The organism is Methylomonas aurea (assembly GCF_024505045.1).
Lineage (GTDB): Bacteria > Pseudomonadota > Gammaproteobacteria > Methylococcales > Methylomonadaceae > Methylomonas > Methylomonas aurea.
Genome location: NZ_JANIBM010000035.1, coordinates 1 through 23,915, shown reverse-complemented (window position 1 = coordinate 23,915; position 23,915 = coordinate 1). Strand labels below are relative to the sequence as shown.

25 protein-coding genes are annotated in these 23,915 nt (G+C 56.4%); 12 read left to right on the top strand and 13 right to left on the bottom strand.

From position 1 onward, the window contains the following. Positions 1-72 precede the first annotated feature (72 nt). The 4 genes from NP603_RS18365 to NP603_RS18350 all read left to right on the top strand — a co-directional run bounded on the left by NP603_RS18365 (position 73) and on the right by NP603_RS18350 (position 3,392). A complete protein-coding gene (locus NP603_RS18365; RefSeq protein WP_256612308.1) occupies positions 73-639 on the top strand; it encodes a helix-turn-helix transcriptional regulator in 567 nt (188 codons plus the stop codon). Beyond that, positions 636-1,964, top strand: coding sequence for a TolC family outer membrane protein (locus NP603_RS18360; RefSeq protein WP_256612307.1), 1,329 nt, complete (start codon positions 636-638; stop codon positions 1,962-1,964). The genes NP603_RS18365 and NP603_RS18360 overlap by 4 nt, the downstream gene beginning before the upstream one ends. A gap of 258 nt (positions 1,965-2,222) precedes the next feature. Beyond that, a complete protein-coding gene (locus NP603_RS18355) occupies positions 2,223-2,567 on the top strand; it encodes a hypothetical protein (protein WP_256612306.1) in 345 nt (114 codons plus the stop codon). Between the two features lie 51 nt (positions 2,568-2,618). Continuing rightward, on the top strand, positions 2,619-3,392 hold the full coding sequence (locus NP603_RS18350) for a DUF2971 domain-containing protein (protein ID WP_256612305.1): 774 nt from the start codon (positions 2,619-2,621) through the stop codon (positions 3,390-3,392). A gap of 532 nt (positions 3,393-3,924) precedes the next feature. Here the strand turns inward: NP603_RS18350 and NP603_RS18345 are convergent. Genes NP603_RS18345 through NP603_RS18325 form a run of 5 tightly spaced genes read right to left on the bottom strand, consistent with a single transcriptional unit; the run spans position 3,925 to position 9,902 of the window. After that, the gene (locus NP603_RS18345) at positions 3,925-4,146 is read right to left on the bottom strand and encodes a formate dehydrogenase subunit delta (protein WP_140913036.1); all 222 of its coding nucleotides are present in this window, start codon (positions 4,144-4,146) and stop codon (positions 3,925-3,927) included. 4 nt (positions 4,147-4,150) lie between these two features. Continuing rightward, positions 4,151-4,990 (bottom strand): formate dehydrogenase accessory sulfurtransferase FdhD, encoded by an 840-nt coding sequence (gene fdhD / locus NP603_RS18340; protein ID WP_256612304.1) that lies wholly within the window; start codon positions 4,988-4,990, stop codon positions 4,151-4,153. An 18-nt stretch (positions 4,991-5,008) separates the two neighbouring features. Further along, positions 5,009-7,861: a formate dehydrogenase subunit alpha gene (gene fdhF / locus NP603_RS18335; protein ID WP_256612303.1), complete on the bottom strand. Its 2,853-nt coding sequence runs from the start codon at positions 7,859-7,861 to the stop codon at positions 5,009-5,011. Positions 7,862-7,882: 21 nt separating this feature from the next. Continuing rightward, positions 7,883-9,427 carry a formate dehydrogenase beta subunit gene (locus NP603_RS18330; RefSeq protein WP_256612302.1) on the bottom strand — a complete coding sequence of 515 codons (1,545 nt, stop codon included), beginning with the start codon at positions 9,425-9,427 and terminating at the stop codon, positions 7,883-7,885. Between the two features lies 1 nt (position 9,428). After that, on the bottom strand, positions 9,429-9,902 hold the full coding sequence (locus NP603_RS18325) for a formate dehydrogenase subunit gamma (RefSeq protein WP_256612324.1): 474 nt from the start codon (positions 9,900-9,902) through the stop codon (positions 9,429-9,431). Positions 9,903-10,140: 238 nt separating this feature from the next. On the opposite strand from NP603_RS18325, the gene NP603_RS18320 reads away from it, so the two are divergent. Further along, positions 10,141-10,332, top strand: coding sequence for a (2Fe-2S)-binding protein (locus NP603_RS18320; protein ID WP_256612301.1), 192 nt, complete (start codon positions 10,141-10,143; stop codon positions 10,330-10,332). A 67-nt stretch (positions 10,333-10,399) separates the two neighbouring features. Here NP603_RS18320 and NP603_RS18315 read toward each other — a convergent pair whose 3' ends face one another. Genes NP603_RS18315 through NP603_RS18300 form a run of 4 tightly spaced genes read right to left on the bottom strand, consistent with a single transcriptional unit; the run spans position 10,400 to position 12,492 of the window. Continuing rightward, complete coding sequence (locus NP603_RS18315; protein ID WP_256612300.1) at positions 10,400-11,374, bottom strand: peptidylprolyl isomerase; 975 nt, start codon at positions 11,372-11,374, stop codon at positions 10,400-10,402. A 1-nt stretch (position 11,375) separates the two neighbouring features. Beyond that, positions 11,376-11,651: a BolA family protein gene (locus NP603_RS18310; protein WP_064026169.1), complete on the bottom strand. Its 276-nt coding sequence runs from the start codon at positions 11,649-11,651 to the stop codon at positions 11,376-11,378. Beyond that, positions 11,648-11,950, bottom strand: coding sequence for a YciI family protein (locus NP603_RS18305; protein ID WP_256612323.1), 303 nt, complete (start codon positions 11,948-11,950; stop codon positions 11,648-11,650). The genes NP603_RS18310 and NP603_RS18305 overlap by 4 nt, the downstream gene beginning before the upstream one ends. After that, positions 11,950-12,492, bottom strand: a complete 543-nt coding sequence (locus NP603_RS18300) for a septation protein A (RefSeq protein WP_256612299.1) — start codon at positions 12,490-12,492, stop codon at positions 11,950-11,952. Before NP603_RS18300 ends, NP603_RS18305 begins: the two co-directional genes overlap by 1 nt. A 462-nt stretch (positions 12,493-12,954) precedes the next feature. On the opposite strand from NP603_RS18300, the gene NP603_RS18295 reads away from it, so the two are divergent. The 4 genes from NP603_RS18295 to NP603_RS18280 all read left to right on the top strand — a co-directional run bounded on the left by NP603_RS18295 (position 12,955) and on the right by NP603_RS18280 (position 16,732). Continuing rightward, positions 12,955-13,260 (top strand): DUF1244 domain-containing protein, encoded by a 306-nt coding sequence (locus tag NP603_RS18295; protein WP_256612298.1) that lies wholly within the window; start codon positions 12,955-12,957, stop codon positions 13,258-13,260. After that, positions 13,257-13,997 carry a class I SAM-dependent methyltransferase gene (locus tag NP603_RS18290; RefSeq protein ID WP_256612297.1) on the top strand — a complete coding sequence of 247 codons (741 nt, stop codon included), beginning with the start codon at positions 13,257-13,259 and terminating at the stop codon, positions 13,995-13,997. Before NP603_RS18295 ends, NP603_RS18290 begins: the two co-directional genes overlap by 4 nt. A 64-nt stretch (positions 13,998-14,061) precedes the next feature. Beyond that, positions 14,062-15,828, top strand: coding sequence for an SPOR domain-containing protein (locus NP603_RS18285; protein WP_256612296.1), 1,767 nt, complete (start codon positions 14,062-14,064; stop codon positions 15,826-15,828). A 10-nt stretch (positions 15,829-15,838) separates the two neighbouring features. Continuing rightward, positions 15,839-16,732: a 5'-nucleotidase gene (locus NP603_RS18280; RefSeq protein ID WP_256612295.1), complete on the top strand. Its 894-nt coding sequence runs from the start codon at positions 15,839-15,841 to the stop codon at positions 16,730-16,732. Here the strand turns inward: NP603_RS18280 and NP603_RS18275 are convergent. Then, positions 16,716-18,233, bottom strand: coding sequence for a cyclic-di-GMP receptor FimW-related protein (locus tag NP603_RS18275; protein WP_256612294.1), 1,518 nt, complete (start codon positions 18,231-18,233; stop codon positions 16,716-16,718). The two genes, NP603_RS18280 and NP603_RS18275, sit on opposite strands and share 17 nt — an antisense overlap. Positions 18,234-18,343: 110 nt before the next feature. Here NP603_RS18275 and lnt point away from each other — a divergent pair, with 110 nt between their 5' ends. Next, positions 18,344-19,867, top strand: coding sequence for an apolipoprotein N-acyltransferase (lnt, locus tag NP603_RS18270; protein WP_256612293.1), 1,524 nt, complete (start codon positions 18,344-18,346; stop codon positions 19,865-19,867). Positions 19,868-19,994: 127 nt separating this feature from the next. Here the strand turns inward: lnt and NP603_RS18265 are convergent, their stop codons facing one another. After that, positions 19,995-21,239, bottom strand: a complete 1,245-nt coding sequence (locus NP603_RS18265) for a sulfite exporter TauE/SafE family protein (protein ID WP_256612292.1) — start codon at positions 21,237-21,239, stop codon at positions 19,995-19,997. A gap of 179 nt (positions 21,240-21,418) precedes the next feature. On the opposite strand from NP603_RS18265, the gene NP603_RS18260 reads away from it, so the two are divergent. Further along, on the top strand, positions 21,419-21,796 hold the full coding sequence (locus NP603_RS18260) for a hypothetical protein (protein ID WP_256612291.1): 378 nt from the start codon (positions 21,419-21,421) through the stop codon (positions 21,794-21,796). 108 nt (positions 21,797-21,904) lie between these two features. Then, positions 21,905-22,165 carry a hypothetical protein gene (locus NP603_RS18255; RefSeq protein ID WP_256612290.1) on the top strand — a complete coding sequence of 87 codons (261 nt, stop codon included), beginning with the start codon at positions 21,905-21,907 and terminating at the stop codon, positions 22,163-22,165. A 124-nt stretch (positions 22,166-22,289) separates the two neighbouring features. Here the strand turns inward: NP603_RS18255 and arsB are convergent, their stop codons facing one another. Beyond that, on the bottom strand, positions 22,290-23,351 hold the full coding sequence (gene arsB, locus NP603_RS18250) for an ACR3 family arsenite efflux transporter (protein WP_256612289.1): 1,062 nt from the start codon (positions 23,349-23,351) through the stop codon (positions 22,290-22,292). A 55-nt stretch (positions 23,352-23,406) separates the two neighbouring features. Continuing rightward, entirely contained in the window at positions 23,407-23,850 is a 444-nt protein-coding gene (locus tag NP603_RS18245; RefSeq protein ID WP_256612288.1) for an ArsI/CadI family heavy metal resistance metalloenzyme, read from the bottom strand. Positions 23,851-23,915 lie beyond the last annotated feature (65 nt).

The window sequence follows — 23,915 nt, the reverse complement described above, 5'->3', positions numbered from 1 at the left end:
CTGATTTATTCCAATAACCCTCAGTTGACTGCGCAATGGACGCACGCGTTAATCGCTGAGTACAGTGTCAGTATGCTGCATAGCATTCGCGGCGAATTTCAAGCCGACGCCGTGATCTTCGATGCCAGAAAGCTGGACGAAGATGCCGGCCTGTTGGCGGTCTTCGCCAACAAGCGCACCCGTTTCCTGGTGATCGGCGCCGATTGGCCTGAAGAAAAGCAAATCGATATCCTGATCAACGGTGCGGCCGGCTATTGCGAACAGGCCGAAGCGCCGGCCTTGTTGGCGCGGGCGGTAGCCTGCATCCTTACCGGCGATATTTGGATTCGCCGGGCCTTGGTACCGAAAGTGATCGGTGCCCTGACCGGGGCGCGGCGAATGCAATCGGCGCCCGGCAATCCGGTGGATTGCGATCGAAAACTACAGATGCTGGCCGCGTTGTCGGCCCGCGAAATGGAAGTGGCGAATATGATACGCCAGGGCGAGAGCAACAAGCGCATCGCGCTGGCGTTGAATATATCGGAACGGACGGTGAAAGCCCATTTGTCATCGATTTTTAGGAAGCTGGAAGTCGACGATAGGTTGCGCTTGGCCATATTGTTGAAAGAGATCGATCAATACCAAAGAGGAACGTCATGAGATTTGCTATGGGAATTGGCATCGGCGTAGCCATGCAGATGGGATGTGTGTCTGCCAGTCAGGCGCTGAGTTTGCAGGAATCGATACAAAAAGTTCTGGACGACAATCCGAAAATCCAGGCCGCAAAATCGGAACGGCGTGCAGTCGAGGAGGAAATCGACCAAGCCAGGGCCGGTTACTTTCCCACCGTCGATGTGACGGCGGGCATCGGTTGGGAGGAATCCAACAACCCGACTACCCGCGGCCGCGGCGACGGCTCCGTGTTTTACCATCGCGAAGAAGGCGCGATTCAAGTCCGGCAAATGCTGTTCGACGGCTTGGCGACGCCTAACGAAGTCGAACGCCAGGAAAAGCGCACCGATTCACGTGCTTATACCGTATTCGGCCAATCCGAAATCACCGCGCTGGAAGGCGTCGAAGCCTATTTGAAAGTATTGCGCCGCCAGGAACTGCTGAATCTGGCTAAGGACAACCTGCAATTGCATTTGCGCACCAACGAGCAGATCAAATTGCGGAGCGAGCGCGGCGTCGGCAAACGCGCCGACGTCGACCAATCGATGGGCCGGGTGGCATTGGCCGAAAAGAATGTCTGGTCCGAAACCGGTAATCTGAGAGACGCCGAAACCGGCTTTCAACGGGTGATCGGCATCCTGCCGGAGGCGGTCGAGCCGGTGGCCGCGCCGACCGCGGCACTGCCGGCGACGATGGAACAGGCCATCGACGAAGCCTTGGCCGAGCATCCGATTCTGAAATCGGCCAACTCGGACATTGAATCGGCCTTTGCCCAACACAACACCGCGATGGCGCCGTACTTTCCCCGGTTCGATATCGAGACCGGCGTCAGCCACAACTACAATCTGGACGGCATCCGCGGCACCAACTCCGACATGACCGCGATGCTGCGCATGCGCTACAACATCTTCAACGGCGGTAAGGACATCGCCCGCCGCGAGCAGACAGCGCAACTGATCAACCAAGCCAAGGACATCCGCGACAACACCCATCGGCAAGTGGTGGAAAGCATGCGCTTGTCGTGGGTGGCTTATGAGACCGTGAAAAGCCAGATGGAATTTTTCAAACGGCATGCCGAGGCCGCCGAAAAAACCATTACCGCCTACCAACAGCAATTCAACATCGGCCAGCGCACCTTGTTGGACTTGCTCGATACCTTCAACGAAATGTACATCGCCAAAAGTTCGCTGATCAACGCCAAGTACGACGAATTGTTCTCGCAATACCGGATTCTGGCGAGCAAAGGCCAGTTGAACAAATATCTGGGTACTCAATTGCCGGCCGAGGTGCAGCCGGTGAGTTTGGCGGATTAGGGGCGTTATTCGGGCTGTTTGGGAAATTGCCTGCCGTCCGGCACTTCGGGTAGCAGGCTTTCTGATCGCAAAGTGGCTGCCGAGTCCGGGTACTTGAAGTTCGTGCCAATTAGAGTTTAATCGGGGATATGGAGGGCCGTTCATAATATATGGAGATGAAAATTAGTTTTGGATCAATAATGTACAGGCGAGATAGGTGGTGATGCTTAGATATGCGGTTAACCGCTTAATAGCTTGTTATGCAATATGAAGAGACATATGACACCGCTTCAAGAAATCGTAGTGCGCACCGATAGAAACGCTTGGCTTACATTACACATTATCAAGGCATCAAGCACTTCTCCCTTCACAGCAGAAGTCCTAGTATTTGAGCCAGCGTTCAATTCACAGTATTCGTCTCTGTTCATTATTCCTGGGTCTTTCAATACAGCAAACGAAGCGTTTTTGGCTGCTTTCAAGTGGGTAGTCCAGTTTTGCAGTACACATCAACACTCTGTTACTCATATTAATAATCCATTCAACTGCGAGTTTCTGGACAAGACTGCACAGCAGAATATTGTTAATCAACAAGGTGTCACTGTTGGCGTTACAGTCAATGCATAACACGTCGCTCAAAGGGACGCTCCGCTTAGCTTTGGTTTAAATCTCACACGGATGCTGCTGTTCAAGTACCGATCTCTCGATAAGGCTTCGGCGGAATTCACGCTGAAGATCCTGTCGGCACAGGAGGCGTACTTTTCTAAGCCAGACTCATTCAACGACCCATTCGAGTTCCGACCACGGCTATCCCTTGAAGCCAGTAAAGAGGAATTCGCTTCTTACCTTGACGGCCTGTATAAGAGAAAGTGCCCTTGGCTCAATCGGCAGCAGCGAAAAGAGAATGTTGCGGCAGTACTCAAGGACAAATCACGAAACAATCAGTCTGATGAGGCTGCGAAGGTACTTAGTGCCGCGATGGGAGATATCAGTAGGCTTTGCGGTGTTTATTGCCTTTCGGAAGACCCGGCCAACATCTTAATGTGGTCCCACTATGCAGATTGCCATAGGGGGATATGTCTTGGGTTCAATGGAGCCGAGACAAACCCATTCTTTGGCCGAGCGCAGCGAGTGTCGTATCGAGAGCACTATCCTGTTGCCAACCTCATCAAGGACCATCCTGGTTCCTACCAAGACAAGGTCATCCTGACCAAGGCGTCTTTTTGGGCTTACGAACGGGAATGGCGAATCATCGAACATGAGCGAGGTAGCGGAATTTATCGCTTCGACAAGAGTGACCTGAAACAGGTCATATTTGGTGTCAAGACAAGCCGCGACGATATTGAGGCCGTTTTGAACGTCCTTAAGGACAACCATTTATCACCCCAAGTACTTAGAGCGTGCCTTCATGAGGAGCGTTATGCGATCGTACTTGCTCCATATGAGGCATAACAAATAAGGTTAGTTGCTGCGAGCGCCACGCACGAAGCCACCATCTTTGACAAGCCCGGTGTTCGCAGATGGGACTTTATATAAGCCGAGTAGGGTCGGCACGGCATTTTGTGCCCAAGCGGTAAATAGGCCTTCGTGTCTTGTGTCGCTAACGCGACGGTTGCTTTGAATGTCGGTTCGCGGACCGACAACCGCGATACTTTCTTTTGCTTGGCCAAAAGAAAGTATCCAAAGAAAAGGCCACCCCATGCCGCGTTGGTCCTGCGCTCCTACGGATTTGCCGCTCCCCTGTCAGGTAATTCTCGCCAAAATCCCCAGCGCTCGGCGCGGCATAAGGGGAAAAACTGTCCCGGTGGAAAAGGTGTAGGACTGCACAGAGTGTGCACTAGTGGAATTGGTCGCTCAACAAACGATGTAGGCCGGAATAAGCGTAGCATTTCCGGCATGTGTCCTGAAGTCGCTGGAGGGAGGAGGATAGGGGCGTTAGCCGAGACCTATCCTTTGTTGGTCAGTAAAAAACGGTTGCCTTGGCTCAGGGCTTTTGGGCGATGCGTTTGACGGCTTCGGCGACGATGTCGAGCAATTCGTTGCCGCCGTGCTGGATGTATTCGACGATTTGCTTGCGCATTCTGGGTTCCCAGAAATTGCGGATGTGCTGTTCGACGCCGGCTACGGCCACATCGTGCTCCGGCTCGGATTTAAAAAACGCGCCAATGTTGTTAGCCATTTTGATCAGATTGCTGTGATTGTCCATGATGCTATGCGACGGATGTTTGTAAATGTTGTAGGCGAAAAGGGTGAGTATAAATCGTGTGGTTATCGTTGCGGGTAAAGCCGACCAGGGTTAATCCGCACTCGTCGGCCAAACGGATCGCGAGAGCGGTGGGGGCCGAAATGGCGGCCAGCAAGGTGATGCCGACGCTGGCGGCTTTTTGTACCATTTCGTAACTGGCGCGGCTGGTCACCAACAGCCAGCCGGCGGAAAAATCGCAACCGCTTTTGGCAAGGGCGCCTATCAGCTTGTCCAGTGCATTGTGGCGACCGACGTCTTCGCGCACCGCGGTTATGCCTTTTTTTGAATCTAGCCAGGCGGCGGCGTGTACGGCGCCGGTCAATAAATTCAAAGCTTGTTGTTGGCGCATGGTTTCGAAGGCGTCGCGCAGTAACGCCGCGTCCAGGACCAAACCTTTGCCAACCGTGCGCGGCGGACGGATGGCTTGTTCCAACGTCGTGGCCCCGCACAAGCCGCAGCCGGTGCGGCCGGTCAGGTTTTTGCCTTTGCCGTGCAGGTTGTCGAAACGTTCCTCGGGAATTTGCATGCGGACTTCGATGCCCTTGGAACGCTGTACGACCTTGATCGACTGGATCTCGGACGGATGACGGATGATGTCCTCGGTCAAGCTGAAACCGAGGCCGAAATCCTCGAGATTGAGCGGTGTGGTCAGCATGACCACGTGAGGTATCGTGTTGTAGACCAGGACTACCGGCACCTCTTCGGCGACGTAGTCCTGTTTGCGGCTATGCTCCGGACCGCGCCAGCTATCGAACGTTCCGGTCCGATAGCTGGTCCAGCCTAGTTCCGCGGGTACTGGATCCATGCTAGGTTTGGCTTGGATTTAGCCAGCTGTGACGATACGGTTATCCAGCAAGGACTGCTGGTCGTCGGAGAAGGCTTGGTATTCCTTCTGCCACTCGGACGGTTGCGCTACTTTCGCCACGTGTACCGCCGTAACCTTGTATTCCGGGCAGTTGGTCGCCCAGTCCGAGTTGTCGGTGGTGATCACGTTGGCGCCGGAATGCGGGAAGTGGAAGGTGGTATAGACCACGCCAGGCTGCATCCGGTCGGTAACCAGCGCACGCAGTACGGTCTCGCCCGACCGGCTTTTTACGCCGCACCAGTCGCCGTCTGCGATGCCCAGAACTTCGGCATCGTGCGGATGGATTTCCAGACGATCCTCTTGATGCCATGCCACGTTTTCAGTACGGCGAGTTTGCGCGCCGACGTTGTATTGCGACAAGATGCGGCCTGTGGTCAGGATCAACGGGTATTTGCTGTTGGTGCGTTCCGTGGTCGGCACGTATTCGGTCAACAGGAAGCGGCCTTTGCCGCGCACGAACTGGTCGGCGTGCATGATCGGCGTTCCGTCCGGGTGTTCCGCGTTGCAAGGCCATTGGATGCTGCCCATCTCGTCGATTTTGGCGTAGCTGACGCCGGCGAATTGCGGGGTTAGGCGGGCGATCTCGTCCATGATTTCCGACGGATGCGCATAATTCATCGGATAACCTAGCGCGTTGGACAAATCTTGGGTGACTTCCCAATCTTCTTTACCAGCCAGCGGTTTCATCACCTTGCGTACCGGCGAAATCCGGCGTTCGGCGTTGGTGAAGGTACCGTTTTTCTCCAGGAACGATGAGCCGGGCAGGAACACGTGGGCGAACTTGGCGGTTTCGTTGAGGAAAATGTCTTGCACGATCAGGCATTCCAGTTCGCGCAGGGCGTGGTGAACGTGGTTGATGTCCGGGTCGGATTGGGCGATGTCCTCGCCTTGCACGTACAGGCCTTTGAAGCTGCCTTCGATCGCGGCGGCGAACATATTCGGAATCCGCAGGCCGGGTTCGGAAGCCAGGCTGACGCCCCATTCCGCTTCGAATTGGGCGCGGGTGGCACCGTCCGACACGTGGCGGTAGCCGACGAATTCGTGCGGGAACGAGCCCATGTCGCAAGAACCTTGCACATTGTTCTGGCCGCGCAACGGGTTGACGCCGACGCCTTCGCGGCCGATGTTGCCGGTAGCCATCGCCAAGTTGGCGATGCCGATTACTGTGGTCGAACCTTGGCTGTGTTCGGTAACGCCCAAACCGTAATAGATCGCGCCGTTGCCGCCGGTGGCGTACAAACGCGCCGCGCCGCGCAACAGGTCAGCCGGTACGCCGGTCAATTCGGCTACGGCTTCCGGAGAGTTTTCCGGTTTGGCGACGAAGCTGCGCCATTTGGCGAAGGACTCGACGTCGCAACGTTCGTTGACAAACGCTTCGTCGACCAAGCCTTCAGTAACGATGACGTGAGCCAATGCGGTGACCACGGCGACGTTGGTACCGGGGCGCAGTTTCAGGTGGTAATCGGCTCTGATGTGCGGGCTGTTGCGCACCAAGTCGATTTCGCGCGGGTCAACCACGATCAATTTGGCGCCTTGGCGCAGGCGGCGTTTCATCAACGAACCGAATACCGGATGGCCGTCGGTTGGGTTGGCGCCGATTACCAGGATTACGTCGGATTGCAACACCGAATCAAAGGTTTGCGTGCCCGAGGATTCGCCGAAGGTGGTTTTCAAGCCGTAACCGGTCGGCGAATGGCAAACGCGGGCGCAGGTGTCGACGTTGTTGTTACCGAAACCGGCGCGGATCAGTTTTTGTACCAGGTAAGTCTCTTCGTTGGTGCAGCGGGAGGAAGTAATGCCGCCAACCGCATCTTTGCCGTATTTGGCTTGAATCGCTTGCAAACGGCTGGCCGCAGTTTCGATCGCTTCTTCCCAGCTAACTTCGCGCCACGGGTCGGTAATTTTATCGCGCACCATCGGTTTAGTGATGCGGTCTTTATGGGTGGCGTAACCGAAGGCGAAGCGGCCTTTCACGCAGGAATGGCCGTGGTTGGCTTGGCCGTTTTTGTCCGGGACCATGCGCACCAGTTGTTCGCCTTTCATCTCGGCCTTGAACGAGCAGCCGACGCCGCAATAGGCGCAGGTGGTAATCGTGCTATGTTCGGGTTGGCCGTGGTCGATCACGGCTTTCTCCATCAGCGTTGCCGTCGGGCAGGCTTGGACGCAGGCGCCGCAGGAGACACACTCGGATTCCATGAAGGGCTGGTTTTGGCCCGGAGAGACTTTCGATTCGAAGCCGCGTCCGTCGATCGTCAACGCAAAGGTACCTTGCACTTCTTCACAGGCTCTGACGCAACGCGAACAAACGATGCATTTGGACGGGTCGAACGAGAAATAGGGGTTGCTTTCGTCTTTTTCGGCCTGCAGATGGTTTTCGCCTTCGAAACCGTAACGCACTTCGCGCAGACCGACCGCGCCGACCGTATCTTGCAGTTCGCAATTGCCGTTGGCGGAGCAGGTCAAGCAATCCAGCGGATGGTCGGAGATATACAGTTCGGCGATGCCTTTGCGCAGCTTCGCCAACTTTTCGTTTTGCGTGGTCACCTTCATGCCGGCCGCAACCGGTGTGGTACAGGAAGCGGGGTAGCCGCGCGCGCCTTCGATTTGTACCAGACACATCCGGCAAGAGCCGAATGGATCCAAACGGTCTGTGGCGCACAATTTCGGAATGCTGATGCCGGCTTCGGCGGCCGCGCGCATTACCGAAGTACCGGCATTGACGGTCACCTTGTGGCCGTCGATTTCCAGGGAGACTTGTTCGGCCGACGCGCTGGCCGGCGTGCCGTAGTCGATTTCGTTGTTTAATGACATAGCTACCTCCGGGAGGATAGATCAGGCTTTGGTCGGGTGTAGGCCAAAGTCTTCGGGAAAATGGTTCAGCGCACTCAACACCGGATACGGTGTCATGCCGCCCATCGCACACAGCGAACCGCACAGCATCGTGTCGCACAGGTCGCGCAGCAATTCGGTGTTTTTGGCTTTGTCGACATTGGCGACGATACGGTCGATGACTTCGACGCCGCGGGTCGAGCCAATCCGGCACGGGGTACATTTGCCGCAGGACTCCTCGACGCAGAATTCCATCGCGTAGCGGGCCATATCTGCCAGATTGGTGGTGTCGTCGTGGACGACCAAACCGCCATGGCCCAAAACGGCGCCGATCGCCGCGAAGGCTTCGTAGTCCAGAGGCGTATCGAATTGGCTTTCCGGCATGTAGGCGCCCAACGGGCCGCCGACTTGCACGGCGCGAATCGGCCGGCCGCTGGCGGAGCCGCCGCCGTAGTCGTAGAGCAGTTCGCGCAAGGTCATGCCGAATGCGGCTTCGAACAGGCCGGGATGTTTGATATTGCCGGCCAGTTGCAACGGCAGCGTGCCGCGGGAACGACCCATACCGTAGTTTTTGTAGTACTCGCCACCCTTGTCCAAAATGATGGGCACTGAGGCCAGCGAAATCACGTTATTGACGATGGTCGGTTTGCCAAACAGGCCGACGATGGCGGGCAGTGGCGGTTTGAAGCGGACCAGGCCGCGCTTGCCCTCCAGGCTTTCCAGCAATGATGTCTCTTCGCCACAGACGTACGCGCCGGCGCCGCTGCGCACTTCCAAGTGGAAAGTTTTGCCACTACCTTGGATGTTTTCGCCCAGATAGCCGTTTTTGTAGGCGGCTTCGATGGCTTGGTTCAAAGCGACTTTGGCGTGCGGGTATTCGACGCGCAGATAGATATAACCTTGCGTGGCGCCGACCGCAACGCCGGCGATAGTCATGCCCTCTATCAGAACGAACGGGTCGCCTTCCATGATCATCCGGTCGGAGAAGGTGCCGGAGTCGCCCTCGTCGGCATTGCAGACGATGTATTTTTGCTCGGCGGGGGCGTTCAGTACGGTGTTCCATTTAATGCCGGTCGGGAACGCCGCGCCGCCGCGGCCGCGCAGGCCGGATTCGGTAACGTGTTTGACGATCTCGGCTGGCTGCAACGCCAGCGCGTTTTTCAGGCCTTTATAGCCGTCATGAGCCAGATAGTCTTCGAGGTTTACCGGATCGGTGATACCGACACGGGCAAAGGTGAGCCGGTTTTGGTTTTTGAAATAGGGCAGTTCTTCGATACTGCCCAAGTAAAGCGGATGTGGTTTTCCATCCAATAACCCGGCTTCGAGTAGCGAAGCGACGTCTTCAGGTTGTACAGGGCCGTAAGCGACGCGGCCATTCGCAGTTTCGACTTCTACCAGCGGTTCCAGCCAGAACAGGCCGCGCGAGCCGTTGCGCACGATTTGTACCGACTGGCTCTGGTCTGCAGTGAGTTTGGCGATGGCGTTGGCGACTTGCTCGGCGCCCAGTGACAGCGCGGTGGAGTCGCGGGAAATAAACAGGCGGGTCATGTTAAGCACCTTTGAATTTGGCAAGCAGACTGTCGAATTTATCTGGCGTGACGCGGCCGAATACTTGGTCATCTATCGTAATGGATGGCGAGCAAGCGCAATTGCCGAGGCAATAAACCGGTTCCAGAGAAAAGGTTTGGTCTGCGGTGGTTTCGTGGTAGTCGATGCCGAGCACCTGTTTGGCGTGGTTTTCCAGGGCTTTGCTGTTCATCGATTGGCAGGATTCGGCACGGCAGATGCGTACGGTGTGCTTTCCTGGCGGAGTGTCGCGGAAGTAATGATAAAAACTAATAACCCCATGCACTTCGGCTTGCGACAAATTCAGAGAACTTGCGATATCCGCGACTGCGGCCGGAGGAATGTAGCCCAGGGTGTCCTGAATGCCGTGCAGTATAGGTAATAAGTTGCCCGGCATCGTTCGGTGAGCGTCCAGTATTTCCAGCACAGTGGATCGTTGGGTTTGATAGTCTTGCATCATTGGCTCTGTGTAAATGACGAAAAGGTTATCCCGGTATTTAAGCACGAAAAAACCCGTAAGCGCAATTCGGAATCATGGCTGAACCCCGCGAATTTCCTAAGCATCGCAGGGTAATGCAACACTTCGACCAGCGATGTTTGGCTTAGTTCGGGTGTTGAAAAATGCTGGCAACGCCGCTTTACTTTTAAATGATAATTGTTATCATTAATCCAAAAAACGGTTTGGAGGTTGTTGTATGTACGTGTGCGTGTGCAAAGCGGTTACCGATAAGCAGGTCGCTCAGGCGATCAACCAGGGTCTTTGCAGTCGTAGACAGGTCATGGAATGTACCGGTGCCGGTGGTGTTTGCGGCAAATGTTCGGCCAGCATCAAGGCGATGTTGGATGAGAAATGCCAAAACCGGACGCTGAGGGCGCAGGCGGCTTAGTCCGCTGTTATAGGATTGGAAGAAACAGGGCGGGTATCCGCCCTGTATTGCCAATTAGGCTGTTTAGCTATTTTGCCGCTGCCGGTTCCGCAGGTTTGGTTTCCGCTGCAGGGGCGGCTGCTTCGGATGGTGTTGCGGCAGGTTGTTCGGCTGGAGCTGCAGGTTGCGATTCCGCCGGAGCTGCTGGCTGCGCTTCTTCTTGTTTAGGCGGTGTCGGCGGCAGCATCACTTCCACTTTTGCGTTCTTACGCAGGTTTTCGATCATCGCTTGAGCTTTTTGCCGTTGCAGCATCGGTCGGATTTGCTCTTTGACGGCATCCAGCGGCGGCGGTGTCAAAGCTCTGGAGTCTTCGCGCAGAATCACATGCCAGCCGAATTGGGTTTGCACTGGTTGTTTGCTGTATTTGCCGTTCTCCAGCGCAACGACCGCTTCGGAAAATGGCGGCACCATCCGGTCGGCGGTAAACCAGCCCAGGTCGCCGCCTTCCGAGCCCATCGGATCGATCGAGTGCTTTTTAGCCAGTTCGTTAAAGTTGCCGCCTTTATCCAGCTCGGCGATCAATTTTTTTGCTTCGTCTTCGGTTTTGACCAGAATATGACGGGCCTTGTACTCGCTACCCATGTTGGCCATTTTCGAATCGTATTCAGCTTTGATTTCTTCGTCGGTCACCGGGTTGGCTTTCAGGTAATCCTGCAACGCCGCTTGCGACAGCAACGAATTTCTGACGGTTGCCATGCGCTCGATCACTTCAGGCGATTTATCCAATTGCTTTTGCAGGGCCTGTTGAATCAACAGTTCGCGTTGAATCAACTCTTCCAGCAACTGTTCCTTAGGGAAGGTTTGGCCTTGGCTGCGCTCGGAAATCTCTTTTTCCAGAGTTTCCAGGGTTTTTTTGCTGATGTAGGTACCGTTGACCGAGGCGACCGCGTCTTCCTTGCTTACGGTTGGGGTTGCGGGGGCGGCATCTTTGGCTTTTTCTTCGAAGCAGCCCGGTAGCAGAGCGGCGCTAGCCAGAACCAGGGGGACTAGTTTCAATTTCATATCAAGAATTTCCTTTGCTGTTTTCAGAGGGAGTTAAGGCATTAATGCTCAAGGCGTGAATCTCCGCCTTCATCATGTCGCCCAAGGCTTGGTAGACCAGTTGATGGCGTTGCACCAACGATTTGTTTTCGAACTGCGTTGAAACCAGTGTGACGTGGTAATGGCCGCCGCCTTGATTGCCGGCATGTCCGGCGTGCGCGGCGCTATGGTCGATAATTTCGATTAATTCCGGCTTAAAAGCGTCTTCCAGCTTGTGTCTGATGATATCGGCAGTCATTGGGGAAATACTTGTTTGAAAGGTTTGACGGTAACGCGGGCGTAAACGCCGGCGGCTAAATACGGGTCGGCATCGGCCCAACTGCGGGCGGCCTGCAAATCGGAAAACTCGGCGACGATCAGGCTACCGCTGAAGCCGGCTTCGCCGGGATTTTCGGCATCGATTGCCGGATGCGGTCCGGCCAGCACTAACCTGCCCTGGTCTTGCAGTTCTTGTAACCGCGCCAGATGAGCCGGCCTGGCTTGCAAGCGTTTACTGATGCTGTCGGCTGTGTCTTCGGCAATAATCGCGTATAGCATCATTCTTTCGCTTCCGGAGCCGGTACGTATTTATAAAGGAAAACCATTTGCACGGCGATAAACAGCACCATCAAGCCCGGTACGCCGAAGGTCTTGAAGCTGACCCAGTCGTCGGTGCTGTAATGGTGCATCACGTACAAATTCAAAAAGCCGACGCCGATGAAAAACAGGGACCAGCTCAGGTTCAACCGTTTCCAGATTCGGGCCGGCAATTCCAGATTTGCGCCCATCATGCGTTCGATGAATGTTTTATTGCCGACGAATTGGCTGACCAAGAACGCGCCACCAAACAACCATTCGATGATGGTCAGCTTCCACTTGATGAATTGTTCGTCTTGCAGGTAGAGAGTGGCGCCGCCCATGACCAGAATTAACCCGAGAGTAATCCATTGCATCGTCTCAACTTTGCGATACAGCAGCCAATAAATACAGACTTGGACGATGGTGGCAGCAATCACGACGCCAGTTGCCACATAAATGTCGTACAGCTTATAGGCGACAAAAAACAAAACAATGGGGAAAAACTCTAAAAGCGGTTTCATGAGGACGGTTAAGCGGAATGGTTAGGCGTACAAATCGATGCCGGAAAGCGTTTGATTAAGCCGAGCTTGAACGGATTGGTTGCGATTTTCGCTGTACGCGTTCAGGGCTTTTAATGTGCGCGAATTGGTCGGTGAGTTGATGGGGTCGATGTTTAATTCGGCTTCCGCCAGTGCCGCCTCGATTTGCGCAGTGGACGAGGGTTGACTTTGGTTTTGCGACTGCCGGTTTTTTATTTCTGCTTCGGTATCCGTTGCCCGCGGTTGTTCAGACTTGGCGTCAGATTGTCCGGTTTTCGGATATTGATATCCGACCGGATAGAATGCCAATGACGAACTATGTATGGTGTTCACGGGGTGACGTTAAGGGCAGAGTAACGATGCTTAATTGTAGATTCTTTGTTTGCAATTGTACATGAGCGGGGCGGCTTTGCTGCTAAAATGCCGGATTTAAAGGAGGATTTCATGGCCGATACCCACCGCACCGAGTTGGAAGCCGCTGCTTTCCGGCAGTTGCTGGCCCACTTGCAACAGCACACCGAAGTTCAAAATATCGAACTGATGATACTCGCCGATTTCTGCCGCAATTGTTTGGCGAAATGGTATGCCGCCGCCGCCGCGGAACACGGCATCGACGTCGATTACGAGCAGGCCCGCGAAATCGTTTACGGCATGCCCTACGGCGAATGGAAGGAAAAATACCAACGCGAAGCCACTCCGGAGCAATTGGCGGCTTACCAGGCACGGCAAAAGCTCAAGGAGAAGACATGAGCGCCGATAACCCGTTCGATGCGATGTTTTCCGGCGTGATCGGGCGGGAATACGACATGCTGAAACTGATCAGTCCGATTGCCCCCGAAATGAGTCGTCTGGTAGGGCTCGAGGTTGCCGATTTTTGCCAAGGTCGAGACGGTCGTCAGCAGGTGGTCGAATTGGGCGGTGGTACCGGTATCACTACCCTGGCGATATTGTCTTCTGCCGAAAACTGTCAGGTGTTGAGCGTGGATAGCGAGCCGACCATGCAGAATCAGGCCAAGCAGAATTTACAGGAATGGGCGCAGCAAGGCCGGCTGGAGTTTTCCGGGCGCGACGCTTTGAGCGCGCTCAAAGCACTGCCGGAGCGCAGTGCGGATATGGTGGCGTCGGCCTACACGCTGCATAACTTTGAAGCCGGTTACCGGCGTCAGGTACTGGCCGAGAGTTACCGGATATTGAAACCCGGCGGTAAATTCGTCAACGGCGACCGCTATGCCTTGGACGACATCGATCGACACACTCGCGCTACCCAGCAGGAAGTTGCCGGTTACTTCAAGGTATTGACCGGTATCAACCGCCTGGACTTATTGGAGCATTGGATCATTCACCTGTTTAGCGACGAGTCCGAGAACCACGTGATGCGCGAGTCGATCGCCTTGGCGCAGATGGCCGAGGTCGGCTTCTGCGAGATTCAGCTCAAGCGACGGATCGATGTCAACGCCTTGGTTACAGGGAGCAAAGCCGCCGAATAGGCGTCGGACACTAATTGCGTAATCCGGGCGAGCAAGCCGCCGCCCTATCGAATCGAGAATACTCATGGCTGAACCGACCGGTAGTAAAAACAAAAAAACTCTGGATGCCTTTGCCGACGATCTGGATGCGATGCTGAACATCAGCGAACCGGCCGGACGCGAAGTGGGCGAGATCGACGACGACGAAGCGATAGACCGCTTGCTGGTCGGCGAAGAAACCCTGGGCCGCGACGTCGACGAACAAATCGACGAATTCGGCGATTTCGACAACTTGCTGGAGATTGACCTGCCGGCCGGGAAGAACCGGCCTCTGGACGATATCGACGAATTCGGCGACGAATTCGATACCGAAATTGCCGATATTCCAATCAATCCCGGCCGGGAAGCCGATGCGCTGGCCGACGAATTTGCCGATGCCGTCGGCGCCGACATTCAGCGAGAGTTGGATGCAGACGAAGTGATAGCCGAAGTGGCCGCATTGGAACAAGTCGGCGATATCGACGAATTCGCCGAAACAGAAGCGGAGCCGGCCGTTGTCGCCTCTGTAATCGAACCGGCCGGTGGCGAATTGGAGAACATGGCGGAAATCGACGAATTCGGCGACGAACCGGAAGCGGTCGACAGCACTGCCGATTTTCTGATGGCCGATTTCGATATTTCGGCGGACGAGGATTTGGTCCAGTCTGCCGCCGTTGCGGCTGCCGATCAGATCGTCGCCGACGTTGATAGCCCGCAGGCCGAAGCCGATGCGATCGAGGCGGTAGCCGTCGACGGCGAAGAGGAAGCCGGCGAATACGAGCGGGATAACGCGCCGCAGTTCGCGGCGGAACCTGCCGGCGACGACGGCGATATTCTGGTTGAAGGTACATCGGATTTGGCTACGGCCGTGGTTGCCGCAGCGGCCACAGCCGTAGCCGCCGCCGTTCCGCCGCCGGTAACGCCGGCGCCGGCTGTCGACTATAGCGGCGATATTACGGCGTTGAACCGGCAGATCGCCGAACTGAAAAGGCAGCAGCAGCAGTTGAAGCACGAACTGGCCGAAAAGCCGGAAAGAGCCCAGCTCAGCGAATGTCAGGCAGGTCTGGAAAGTTTGCAGGTCGAGCAAAAGAAAGCCAAACGCGGTTTGGATGCGCTGAACGCGAAAAAACCGGTGGTGGCCTATGCCGCGGCCGGGGTGGCCGGCATAGCCCTGCTGGCCGGCGTAGGTCTCGGCGTGCAAGGCATGATCGCCAAGTCCCAGGTGGGCGAATTGGCGGCGATCATCGGCAAATTGCAGGAACAGGTAAACGCTGCGCCGGCCAACGATGCCGCCGAGATAGCAATGCTACACAAACAGTTGGATGAATTGACGGTCAGTACCGGCGTAATGTCGACCCAAATCGCGGAATTGAGCAAGGCGCCGCATGGCAGCGCCGCCGTTGCGCCTAGCGGCGACCAGGCCAACAAATTGGCCGAACTGGCCAATCAAAATCTGCAGATCGGTGCGGCGCTCGAAGCGTTGCAGAACAAAGTCAGCGCGCTGGAAAAAGGCCGAGTTGCCGCGGTGGCAGCCGCGCCGAAGCCGGAAAAGAAAAAGCCGGCGCCGGTCGAGGAAAATTGGGCGGTCAACCTGGTGGCGTTCAAACAGGATTGGTATGCCAAAAGCAAGGCGCAGGAATACGCCGGCAAGGGTGTGCCGGCCAAGGTCAGTAAAACCGAGACCAAGGGCGAGAATTGGTACCGCTTGAGCGTGGATGGTTTTAAAACCCAATACGAGGCGGCGGCCTATGCGGCCAAAGTCAAGAAGACCCTGAACTTGGATTCGGTGTGGGTCACCCGAGTCAAGGAATGAGGCCGGCGCCATGAGTGACCAGAAATTGGTGGTCGCGGTGTCATCGCGGGCCTTATTCGACCTGGACGAATCGCATACGATTTTCGAGACCCAGGGCAAGGAGGCCTTCTGCCGCTACCAAATCGAGCACGAAAACGAAATCCTGCAACCGGGTTTCGGCTTCTCCTTGGTCAAGAAGTTTCTCGATATCAACAAAGCCTTTCCCGGCGCGCCGCTGGTGGAAATCATTCTGTTGTCGCAGAACAGTGCCGATACCGGACTGCGCATCTTCAATTCGATCAACCATTACGAACTGGCGATTACCCGCGCCGCCTTCACCAGCGGCGTCTCGCCTTACGAATACATTCCGGCTTTCGGCGCCCATTTGTTTTTGTCCGCCAATAACGAAGACGTCCGCAAAGCCCTGGCCGCCGGCTATGCGGCAGCGACCATCGTTTCCGGTGCGGTGGCCAACCCTTCGCCGCAATTGCGGATTGCTTTCGACGGCGACGCGGTGCTGTTCTCGGACGAATCGGAGCGGATTTACCAGCAACACGGTCTTGCCGCATTTGCCGCCAACGAACGCAGCGAAGCGCACAAGCCGCTGTCCGGCGGGCCGTTGAAGGAATTTCTCAGTGCGTTACACCGGATCCAGACCCACTTCGACCAGGACATCTCGCCGATCCGCACCGCGTTGGTCACGGCCCGCGCCGCGCCAGCCCACGAACGGGTGGTGCGTACCTTGCGCGCTTGGGGGATTCGGATCGACGAGGCGTTGTTTTTGGGCGGTATGTCCAAGGGCGCCTTTCTGAAGGCGTTCGGTGCCGATATCTTCTTCGACGACCAGAAAGGCCATTGCGATTCGGCGGAGCAACACCAAGTCGCAGCCGCGCACGTGCCGCACGGCGTCACGAATCAACAGTGACGCGGAAGCGGGCGTAGTATTCGTTAAATTCCAGACAGCTTTTCAGTTGCAGCGTCGAGCCGTTCGGCAAGGCTATTTTACTTTCCAGCGCGTATTTGCCTCTCGGTAGAAATACTTCGTTATAGTTTTCGTCGGTTACCAGAACCGCTTGCACGGTTTTACCGCCGTCGCCGGCGATGTCGTGGATGGACAATTCGCCGAGCACTGGTTCGAAGGCGATCAGAGTAGTGTCCTCGAACGCGACCTGGCGCCGCACCAGCATCAGCCGCGGCGTTTGCTGTTCCCGGCTCAACATGCCGATGTCGCCGGTGTAGAACGCGCCTTCGCTGCTTTCGGCCACGACGAATTGTTTGCTGTGGTTGCGCAGCAGCGTAACCGGAAAGCCGGGTTGTTTAGCGAAGTTGGAAACGTGGCCGTTACTGGGCTTGTAAAAGTTCTTTTCGTGCTCCAACGGCACCAGACTCATATCGCGTAGCGCGCTCCTATTGGCCGATTGTCCGCTCAGACGCAGGATTTTCGACAATTTGTCCTGGCTGGACAAATAGGCCTGGACGCTGCCCAAGCCCGGAAAAAATCGGGCCGGCAGGATCGGCGGTTTCAAGTCCACCGTGGCGAATAACTGGTCGTAACCGCAAAGGTGTTGCGTTAATTTGCTCAAGGCGGCTTGCGGCAATTCGCTGCTGATTTCGCCTAGCCGCAAGGCGCCGCCGAGACGCTGGGTGCTGATTGCCATTATGCCGCGCGAGGTTTGCCAATGGCCGCGTTTCGCCGGATAGGGTTCGCTGTCCTTCAATTCCCAGTAGAAATCCGGCGCCTGGCTGGGCAGCATCGACGTTTCCAGCAAGGGTTGGGTGATGGCGGCAAGTTTGAACAGTTGTTCGATCTCGGCGGCGGCGTAACGGTTGGGGGCGAAAATTGCGAATAACAAATTGCGTTTGGTAACGCCTTCAATCGAATTCGGTTGTTTCAAATCCGCAAATTTTCCGGCTATCGGTTGTTGCAGCCAGTTCCGTTTGTCGGCGATTTGATAGAGCAGGGCGGTTTTTTTCCATAACGTGGCCGACGGCGGTTCGTAAAACAGCGCGCTATTGCGCTGGCAATAGCCGATCAGATGCAAGGCATGGAAAATTGCGATCGGTTGGGTTTCGTTTGCCAATCGGCCGGATTCGATAGCCCGGCACAGCGCCAGGCTCAAGTGCCGCAGTAGTTGTATCGACAGCTTGGCAATTTTGTAGGCCTTGCCTTGCTGTTCGGCCCGAGCCACATTGGCCAGGCTGTTGGACAAGTGCAACGCCAGCGGGCTCAGATTGATTAACAGCGGCAACAACGCATTCACATCCGCCTCGGTCCGAGCCAATTCTTTCAGCGTCAGATTGAGTTGGTTGGCAGCAACTGCCGGAGGCAGCGAACTGAGCGAATTCAACCAGCTCGCCATCGATTCTGGGGTCAGTTGGAACGGCAGGGATGTGTTGTCGGTCATGAACGGCGAGTCGATGAACATAGGATAACCTCGGCAAGTTTAGAACAGATTACCCGCTTCAACAGCAGCGGATTTTGAATAAGCGCACGCGGCTGCATAAAATGCCGCTCCATTTGTCTGACGGCTGGCTCATGTCCCGAATCCTGCAGTACCGCCCCGAAATCGCCGCGCTTTGCAGTGGCGGCTTATTGACCTTGGCATTCAAGCCCCATGCGTTGCCCTACTTGGCGCCAGTCGCGCTGATTGCGCTGTATCTGGCATGGCAACGGCAGACACCGCTGCGGGCCGCTACGACCGGGTATTGCTTCGGCCTGGGTTTGTTCGGTTCCGGCATCTGGTGGGTGTACGTCAGTATTCACGATTTCGGCGGCGCCGATCCGGCCAGCGCCATTGCTCTGACTGCGCTGCTGGTAGCGGCCTGGGCTTTGTTTCCGGCATTGGCGGCCTGGTTGATCGCAATAGCGCCGTGGCCGGGGGCGTGGACCCGCGCTGCCGGCACGGCATTGATCTGGCTGGCGGTGGAATATTTCCGCGGCAATTACGTCCTGAACGGTTTTCCCTGGCTGCAAATCGCTTACAGCCAGACCGCCACTCCGCTGGCGGGCTTCGCGCCGCTCGGCGGCGCTTATGCGGTCGGTTTTTTGTTGGCCTTTTCCGCATTTACTGTGGCGGAGATGATGCAAAAAACAATGCCTTGGCGGTCCGGCCTAGCGCTGCTGCTGGCGCTCTGGGGGGCAGGCGCCGGCTTGCGCACTGTGGCCTGGACTGAGCCGGCCGGCGCGCCGATTGTCGTCACGCTGGTGCAGGGCAACATCGGCCAGGACGAAAAATGGCAGGCCCACCAACAACTGGCGACCTTGAATCTGTACCGCGAGCTGACCGAACAGCATTGGGATGCCGATGTCATCATCTGGCCGGAGACGTCGATTCCGGCTTTTCTGGAGGATGTGAAGCCGTTTTTCATCGACCCGCTGCACGCCGCAGCCCGCGCCCGCGGGGTCGATATCGTGGTCGGTTTGCCCAGCAGCGGCCGGGGCAAGGACTATTACAACAGCGTGTTGGCTCTGGGCGAAACTCAAGCGCTGTACCACAAAATCCATCTACTGCCTTTCGGCGAATATTTGCCGTTGCAACCGCTGTCGGGCTGGGTGTTGGACCAATTGGCGATCCCGCTCGGCGATTTCGCCGCCGGCGGCGCCCGCCAACCGCTGTTGCGGGCCGGAGGCCATGCTTTCGTCGCTACCATCTGTTACGAGGATGCGTTCGGCGAACTGGTTGCGCGCCAGGCCGCCGAGGCGGGTTATATCGTCAACATGACCAACGACGCCTGGTTCGGCGATTCGGCTCAGCCTTACCAGCATCTGCAGATGGCGCAGATGCGGGCGCTGGAAACCGGCCGCTATCTGGTGCGGGCCACCAACACCGGCGTGACCGCTTTCATCGGTCCGGACGGGGCGGTCAAACGCCAGGCGCCGCTGTTTACCACCGCCGCAATCAGCGACAGCGTGGTGCCGATGCGCGGCGCCACTCCCTATCTACAGTTGGGCGATAGCGGCGCGTTTGCCGCCATCGTGCTGCTGGTGTTGGCGATGGCCGCCGGCGAGCTTCGCTATGCACCGGCCGGTAAATTGCGTATTGATTGGTTTAAACCCTAAACGGCAACAGCCGATATTTGTGAAGGTCGAAAACGAGCGTCATGCTCGTTGGCTCCGCGCCAATGTCTGCGGCTCTGGCTGCTATGATGGCTGGCGAGATAGCCGGCCGATTCAGGCTGCGGTGGCGTTAGTTCAAAATGTTTTGCCATTGTTGGCGGAACTGGCGTAGCAGCCGTTGCCCGGCGGTTTCCGCCATGTTGGACGCCGCCGGTGTACCGGTTTCGAGCGGCGGAACCTGTTCCACGACGATGAACGTACCTGGAATCATGCCCATCCAGCAACTCCACGGCACCACTCCGGCTGTTGGCGGCGTAAATTCGATGACCTGCGCGCCTTTTTGCAATTTGATATCCAACCCGTAGTCGCGGACGACGATTTCCCGATTGCATTCGTTCAATTCCTTGGCATTGATTACCCATTTCACCGGAATGCCTTTACGCAGCGTGAACGTGTTCGGCGCAAAGCGGGTTGCGAGCACTTCCATGTGGATGGTTTGCTCGTTATCGCAGCTTGGGGTTTTCGCCGGGGTTGGCACAAGTTCCAGCGAAATGCGGGCGATCAACGTGTTGAAGTCCCAGCCGCTGCCGGTTACCGACAAGCCGCGGTTGAACATGATGACGCCGAGAGCCATCACGATCACTCCGGATGCTTTCAGTAATTTGGGCGTCAAATTAGCCGACAACGAGCTGGTCAAAAAACCGAAACCCATCAGCAGCGGCAAGGTACCCAGGCCGAAAAAAAACAGAATGGCCGCGCCCTGCGCCCAACTGCCGCTGCCGGCCGCCGTTACGTACATGGCTTGCAGCGGGCCGCAGATTATCATTAGCCCATTCAATAAGCCGATCACGAATGGATTGCCGTGTTTGCGGTATTCGGCGCCGACAAAACGCACCACGCAACCCGGTGTCTTGAATTGAAAATGGTTCAGGCTGGGAAAGACCTCCAGCATATGCAAACCGAACAGCAACAAAAATACGCCCGCCGCCATGCCGACTGCGCCTTGGGTAAACGGGGTAAATGCGACGATCGCACCGAACGCGCCGAACAAAGCACCAATCGACGAATACGACAATGTTTTGCCGATTCCGTACAGCAGATGCGCAACATGGGAGTGTTGCCCGGCGCGGGTGTTGTTGGCGATGTAGCCCAGAAGCAAAGGGCCGCACATACCGACGCAATGGAAGCTGGTCAGAAAGCCGATCAGAAACAGCAGGCCGAAATTCAGATCGCCGGTCAAATCCGGCATACCGGCGTGGTCCAAGAACCAACTGTCCAGCCACAGGATCAACCCGACTCCGGCGCCGGCAAAACCGATGCTGAGCATTTTCCGGAAAACGGTGCCGGAGCCCGGTTTGGCGATGCCTGATGTCATAATGCAATCTCGGTTGATCGATTTTTTCGGCCAAATTCAACGAAATTGACCGCGCCAGAAAACTGGAGGAAGATTAGTGAAGTCTGATATACGGGTCAAGCCCGGTCAAGTTCGCAGTCGGCGAGCTCGGTGCCGACCGCAGGCGCAGACCCATTTTCGTTGCCAACACGGAGACCGTTATGAGCGACCGCAGCATTGCAACCCAAACTCGTGATATCCGGAAAAAAACCGCGGGCAGCCCGCGCAAACCCGAACGCATGCCGCCGCCGACCCGAGGCGAAGCCTTGGTAAAAGGCGTATTCATGGGAATCGTCATTTCCGGCGTGACTCATGCCAGCAAAAGCATCACCGGCGCTCTGGTTCGCCACCCGTTGGCATTGTTCGCCACCGGCGTCGTCAGCGGCTATCTGACTCACAAATACCGCAAGGAAATCATCGTCGTGGGTAGCCGTACCGCCGCGGAGAGCAAGAACTTTTTGCTGCGGCAACGAGAAAATTTACTGGATTTGGTTGCGGAAAGCCGCGAATATGCCGCCCGGCGCGATGGATCCGAGTGAAGCGGACACTACAGGTCAAGTCGGTGATAATCGGTTGGCCGAAGTTTGCGGATGGACTGAACCGCGGCTTCATTTAGTTAAATTGTTAAATCTGTAGAGGTGATTATCATGGCTCATGTACACGGAGCGAAAGCGGCTGTCGAAGCCGGCAGCAAAATGGCGGGAATGGCAATGGGCAAGATGGGGGAAAGCATGATGCATCCGGCGGTTGCCGGAGTCGTGGCGGGAGCGGTTGCCACCACCAAAGCCAGTCTGGGCCGGAAAATCCTGCGGCACCCGTTGGTCTGGTTCGGCGCCGGCGTGGCGTTGGGTGTGGTGGCCTATAAATACCGCCGGGAATTGGCTGAAAAAGCGGAGCACGGCGAGTAGGTGTCCGGCATCGACCGGAGCAATAGCAGTCTACTTCGGAAACTCAGAGCCAGAAACTTGGCACCATGACCGCTTCCGGATCGGAATACTTTGGTTGATGCCGTGCATCCGGCGCCCATCCGCCCTAGCCGACGGCGGGGAACAAGCGTTTTCGAAACCAAAATGCCACGTTGACCAAGCCCACCATGACCGGAACCTCGATCAACGGGCCGATCACAGCGGCAAAGGCGGCGCCGCTGTTGATGCCGAATACCGCCACCGCCACCGCAATCGCCAGTTCGAAGTTGTTGCTGGCGGCGGTGAAAGCCAAGGTGGTGGTTTGGCCGTAGTCGGCGCCGATCAATTTGCCGCTGGCAAAGCTCACCAGAAACATCACCACGAAATACACCAGCAGCGGCAGCGCGATGCGCAATACGTCGAGCGGCAGTTGCACGATCAGTTCGCCTTTCAACGAGAACATCACCACAATCGTGAACAGCAGCGCAATCAAGGTCAGCGGGCTGATTTTCGGCACGAACAGCTCTTGGTACCAAGCCTTGCCCTTGGCTTTGATCAGAATCCAGCGGCTGCTAAAACCGGCCAGGAACGGGATGCCCAGATAAATAAACACACTTTGGGCGATATCGCCGATGGTGACGGCCACCAGACTGCCGGGCAAGCCGAACAGCGGCGGTAACACGGTCACGAACAGCCAGGCGTAGACGCTGAAGAACAACACCTGAAATACGCTATTAAACGCGACCAGCGCTGCGCAATATTGGTTGTCGCCGCGCGCCAGTTCGTTCCAGACGATCACCATCGCAATGCAGCGCGCCAGGCCGATCATGATCAACCCGGCCATATATTCCGGATAGTCGCGCAAAAATAAAATCGCCAGGCCGAACATCAAAATCGGCCCGATAATCCAGTTTTGCACCAGCGACAGCGCCAATACTCGCCAATTGCGGAAAACATCGCCCAATTCTTCGTAATGTACCTTGGCCAGCGGCGGATACATCATCAGGATCAGACCGATCGCGATTGGGATATTGGTGGTGCCGACGGAAACCGTTTCGTTGATCTGCTTGACCTGCTCGGGCAATGCAAAGCCCAGGCCGACGCCGATGGCCATCGCGATAAAAATCCAGAGCGTCAAAAACCGGTCCAGGAACGACAAACGCGGGCTAGGGCAGAGTGGGGTATTCATATCAAATTTCCTCCAAACGGTTTTCCGGAAAGGGTGTCCGAATCATTGCAAACGATCACTGGCTGGGATCGTTTTGGGTAGAGCCGCAGCAGGGCGTAGCCGGCGGCATCTGGATCACATCGTCTGCGCCGAACATCGGGATCTGTTCCAGGGAGTGGAAGGCTTCCCAGGCAATGCCCTGCGGGTCCACCGTCCAATACTTGTCCGACTTGGCGTAGCAGCAGGCGGCCTGCTTTTGCTCGGCCAGCGGTACCGCCGCAGCGGTCAAGCCCGACTGCACCGCTTCCAGCTCCGGCGCCGATTCGACTTGTATGCCCAGATGGTCCAGGCCCGGTTTGCGTCCGCGCCGCGATATCGCAAAGTTGACGCGCGGATCGTCCAGCAACCACTTGGCGTAATCGCTCTGCAGCACTGTGGGTTCGGCTTGAAATAGCGCGTTATAAAAGCGGATATTGGCGTCGAGGTCATCGACGGCAATATGGATATGAAAACGTTTCATGGCGGCAATATCCTCGGTTCGGAAGGTGAGTGGCTGGCGGCGGCACTGCGGCCGATTTCGTGAAG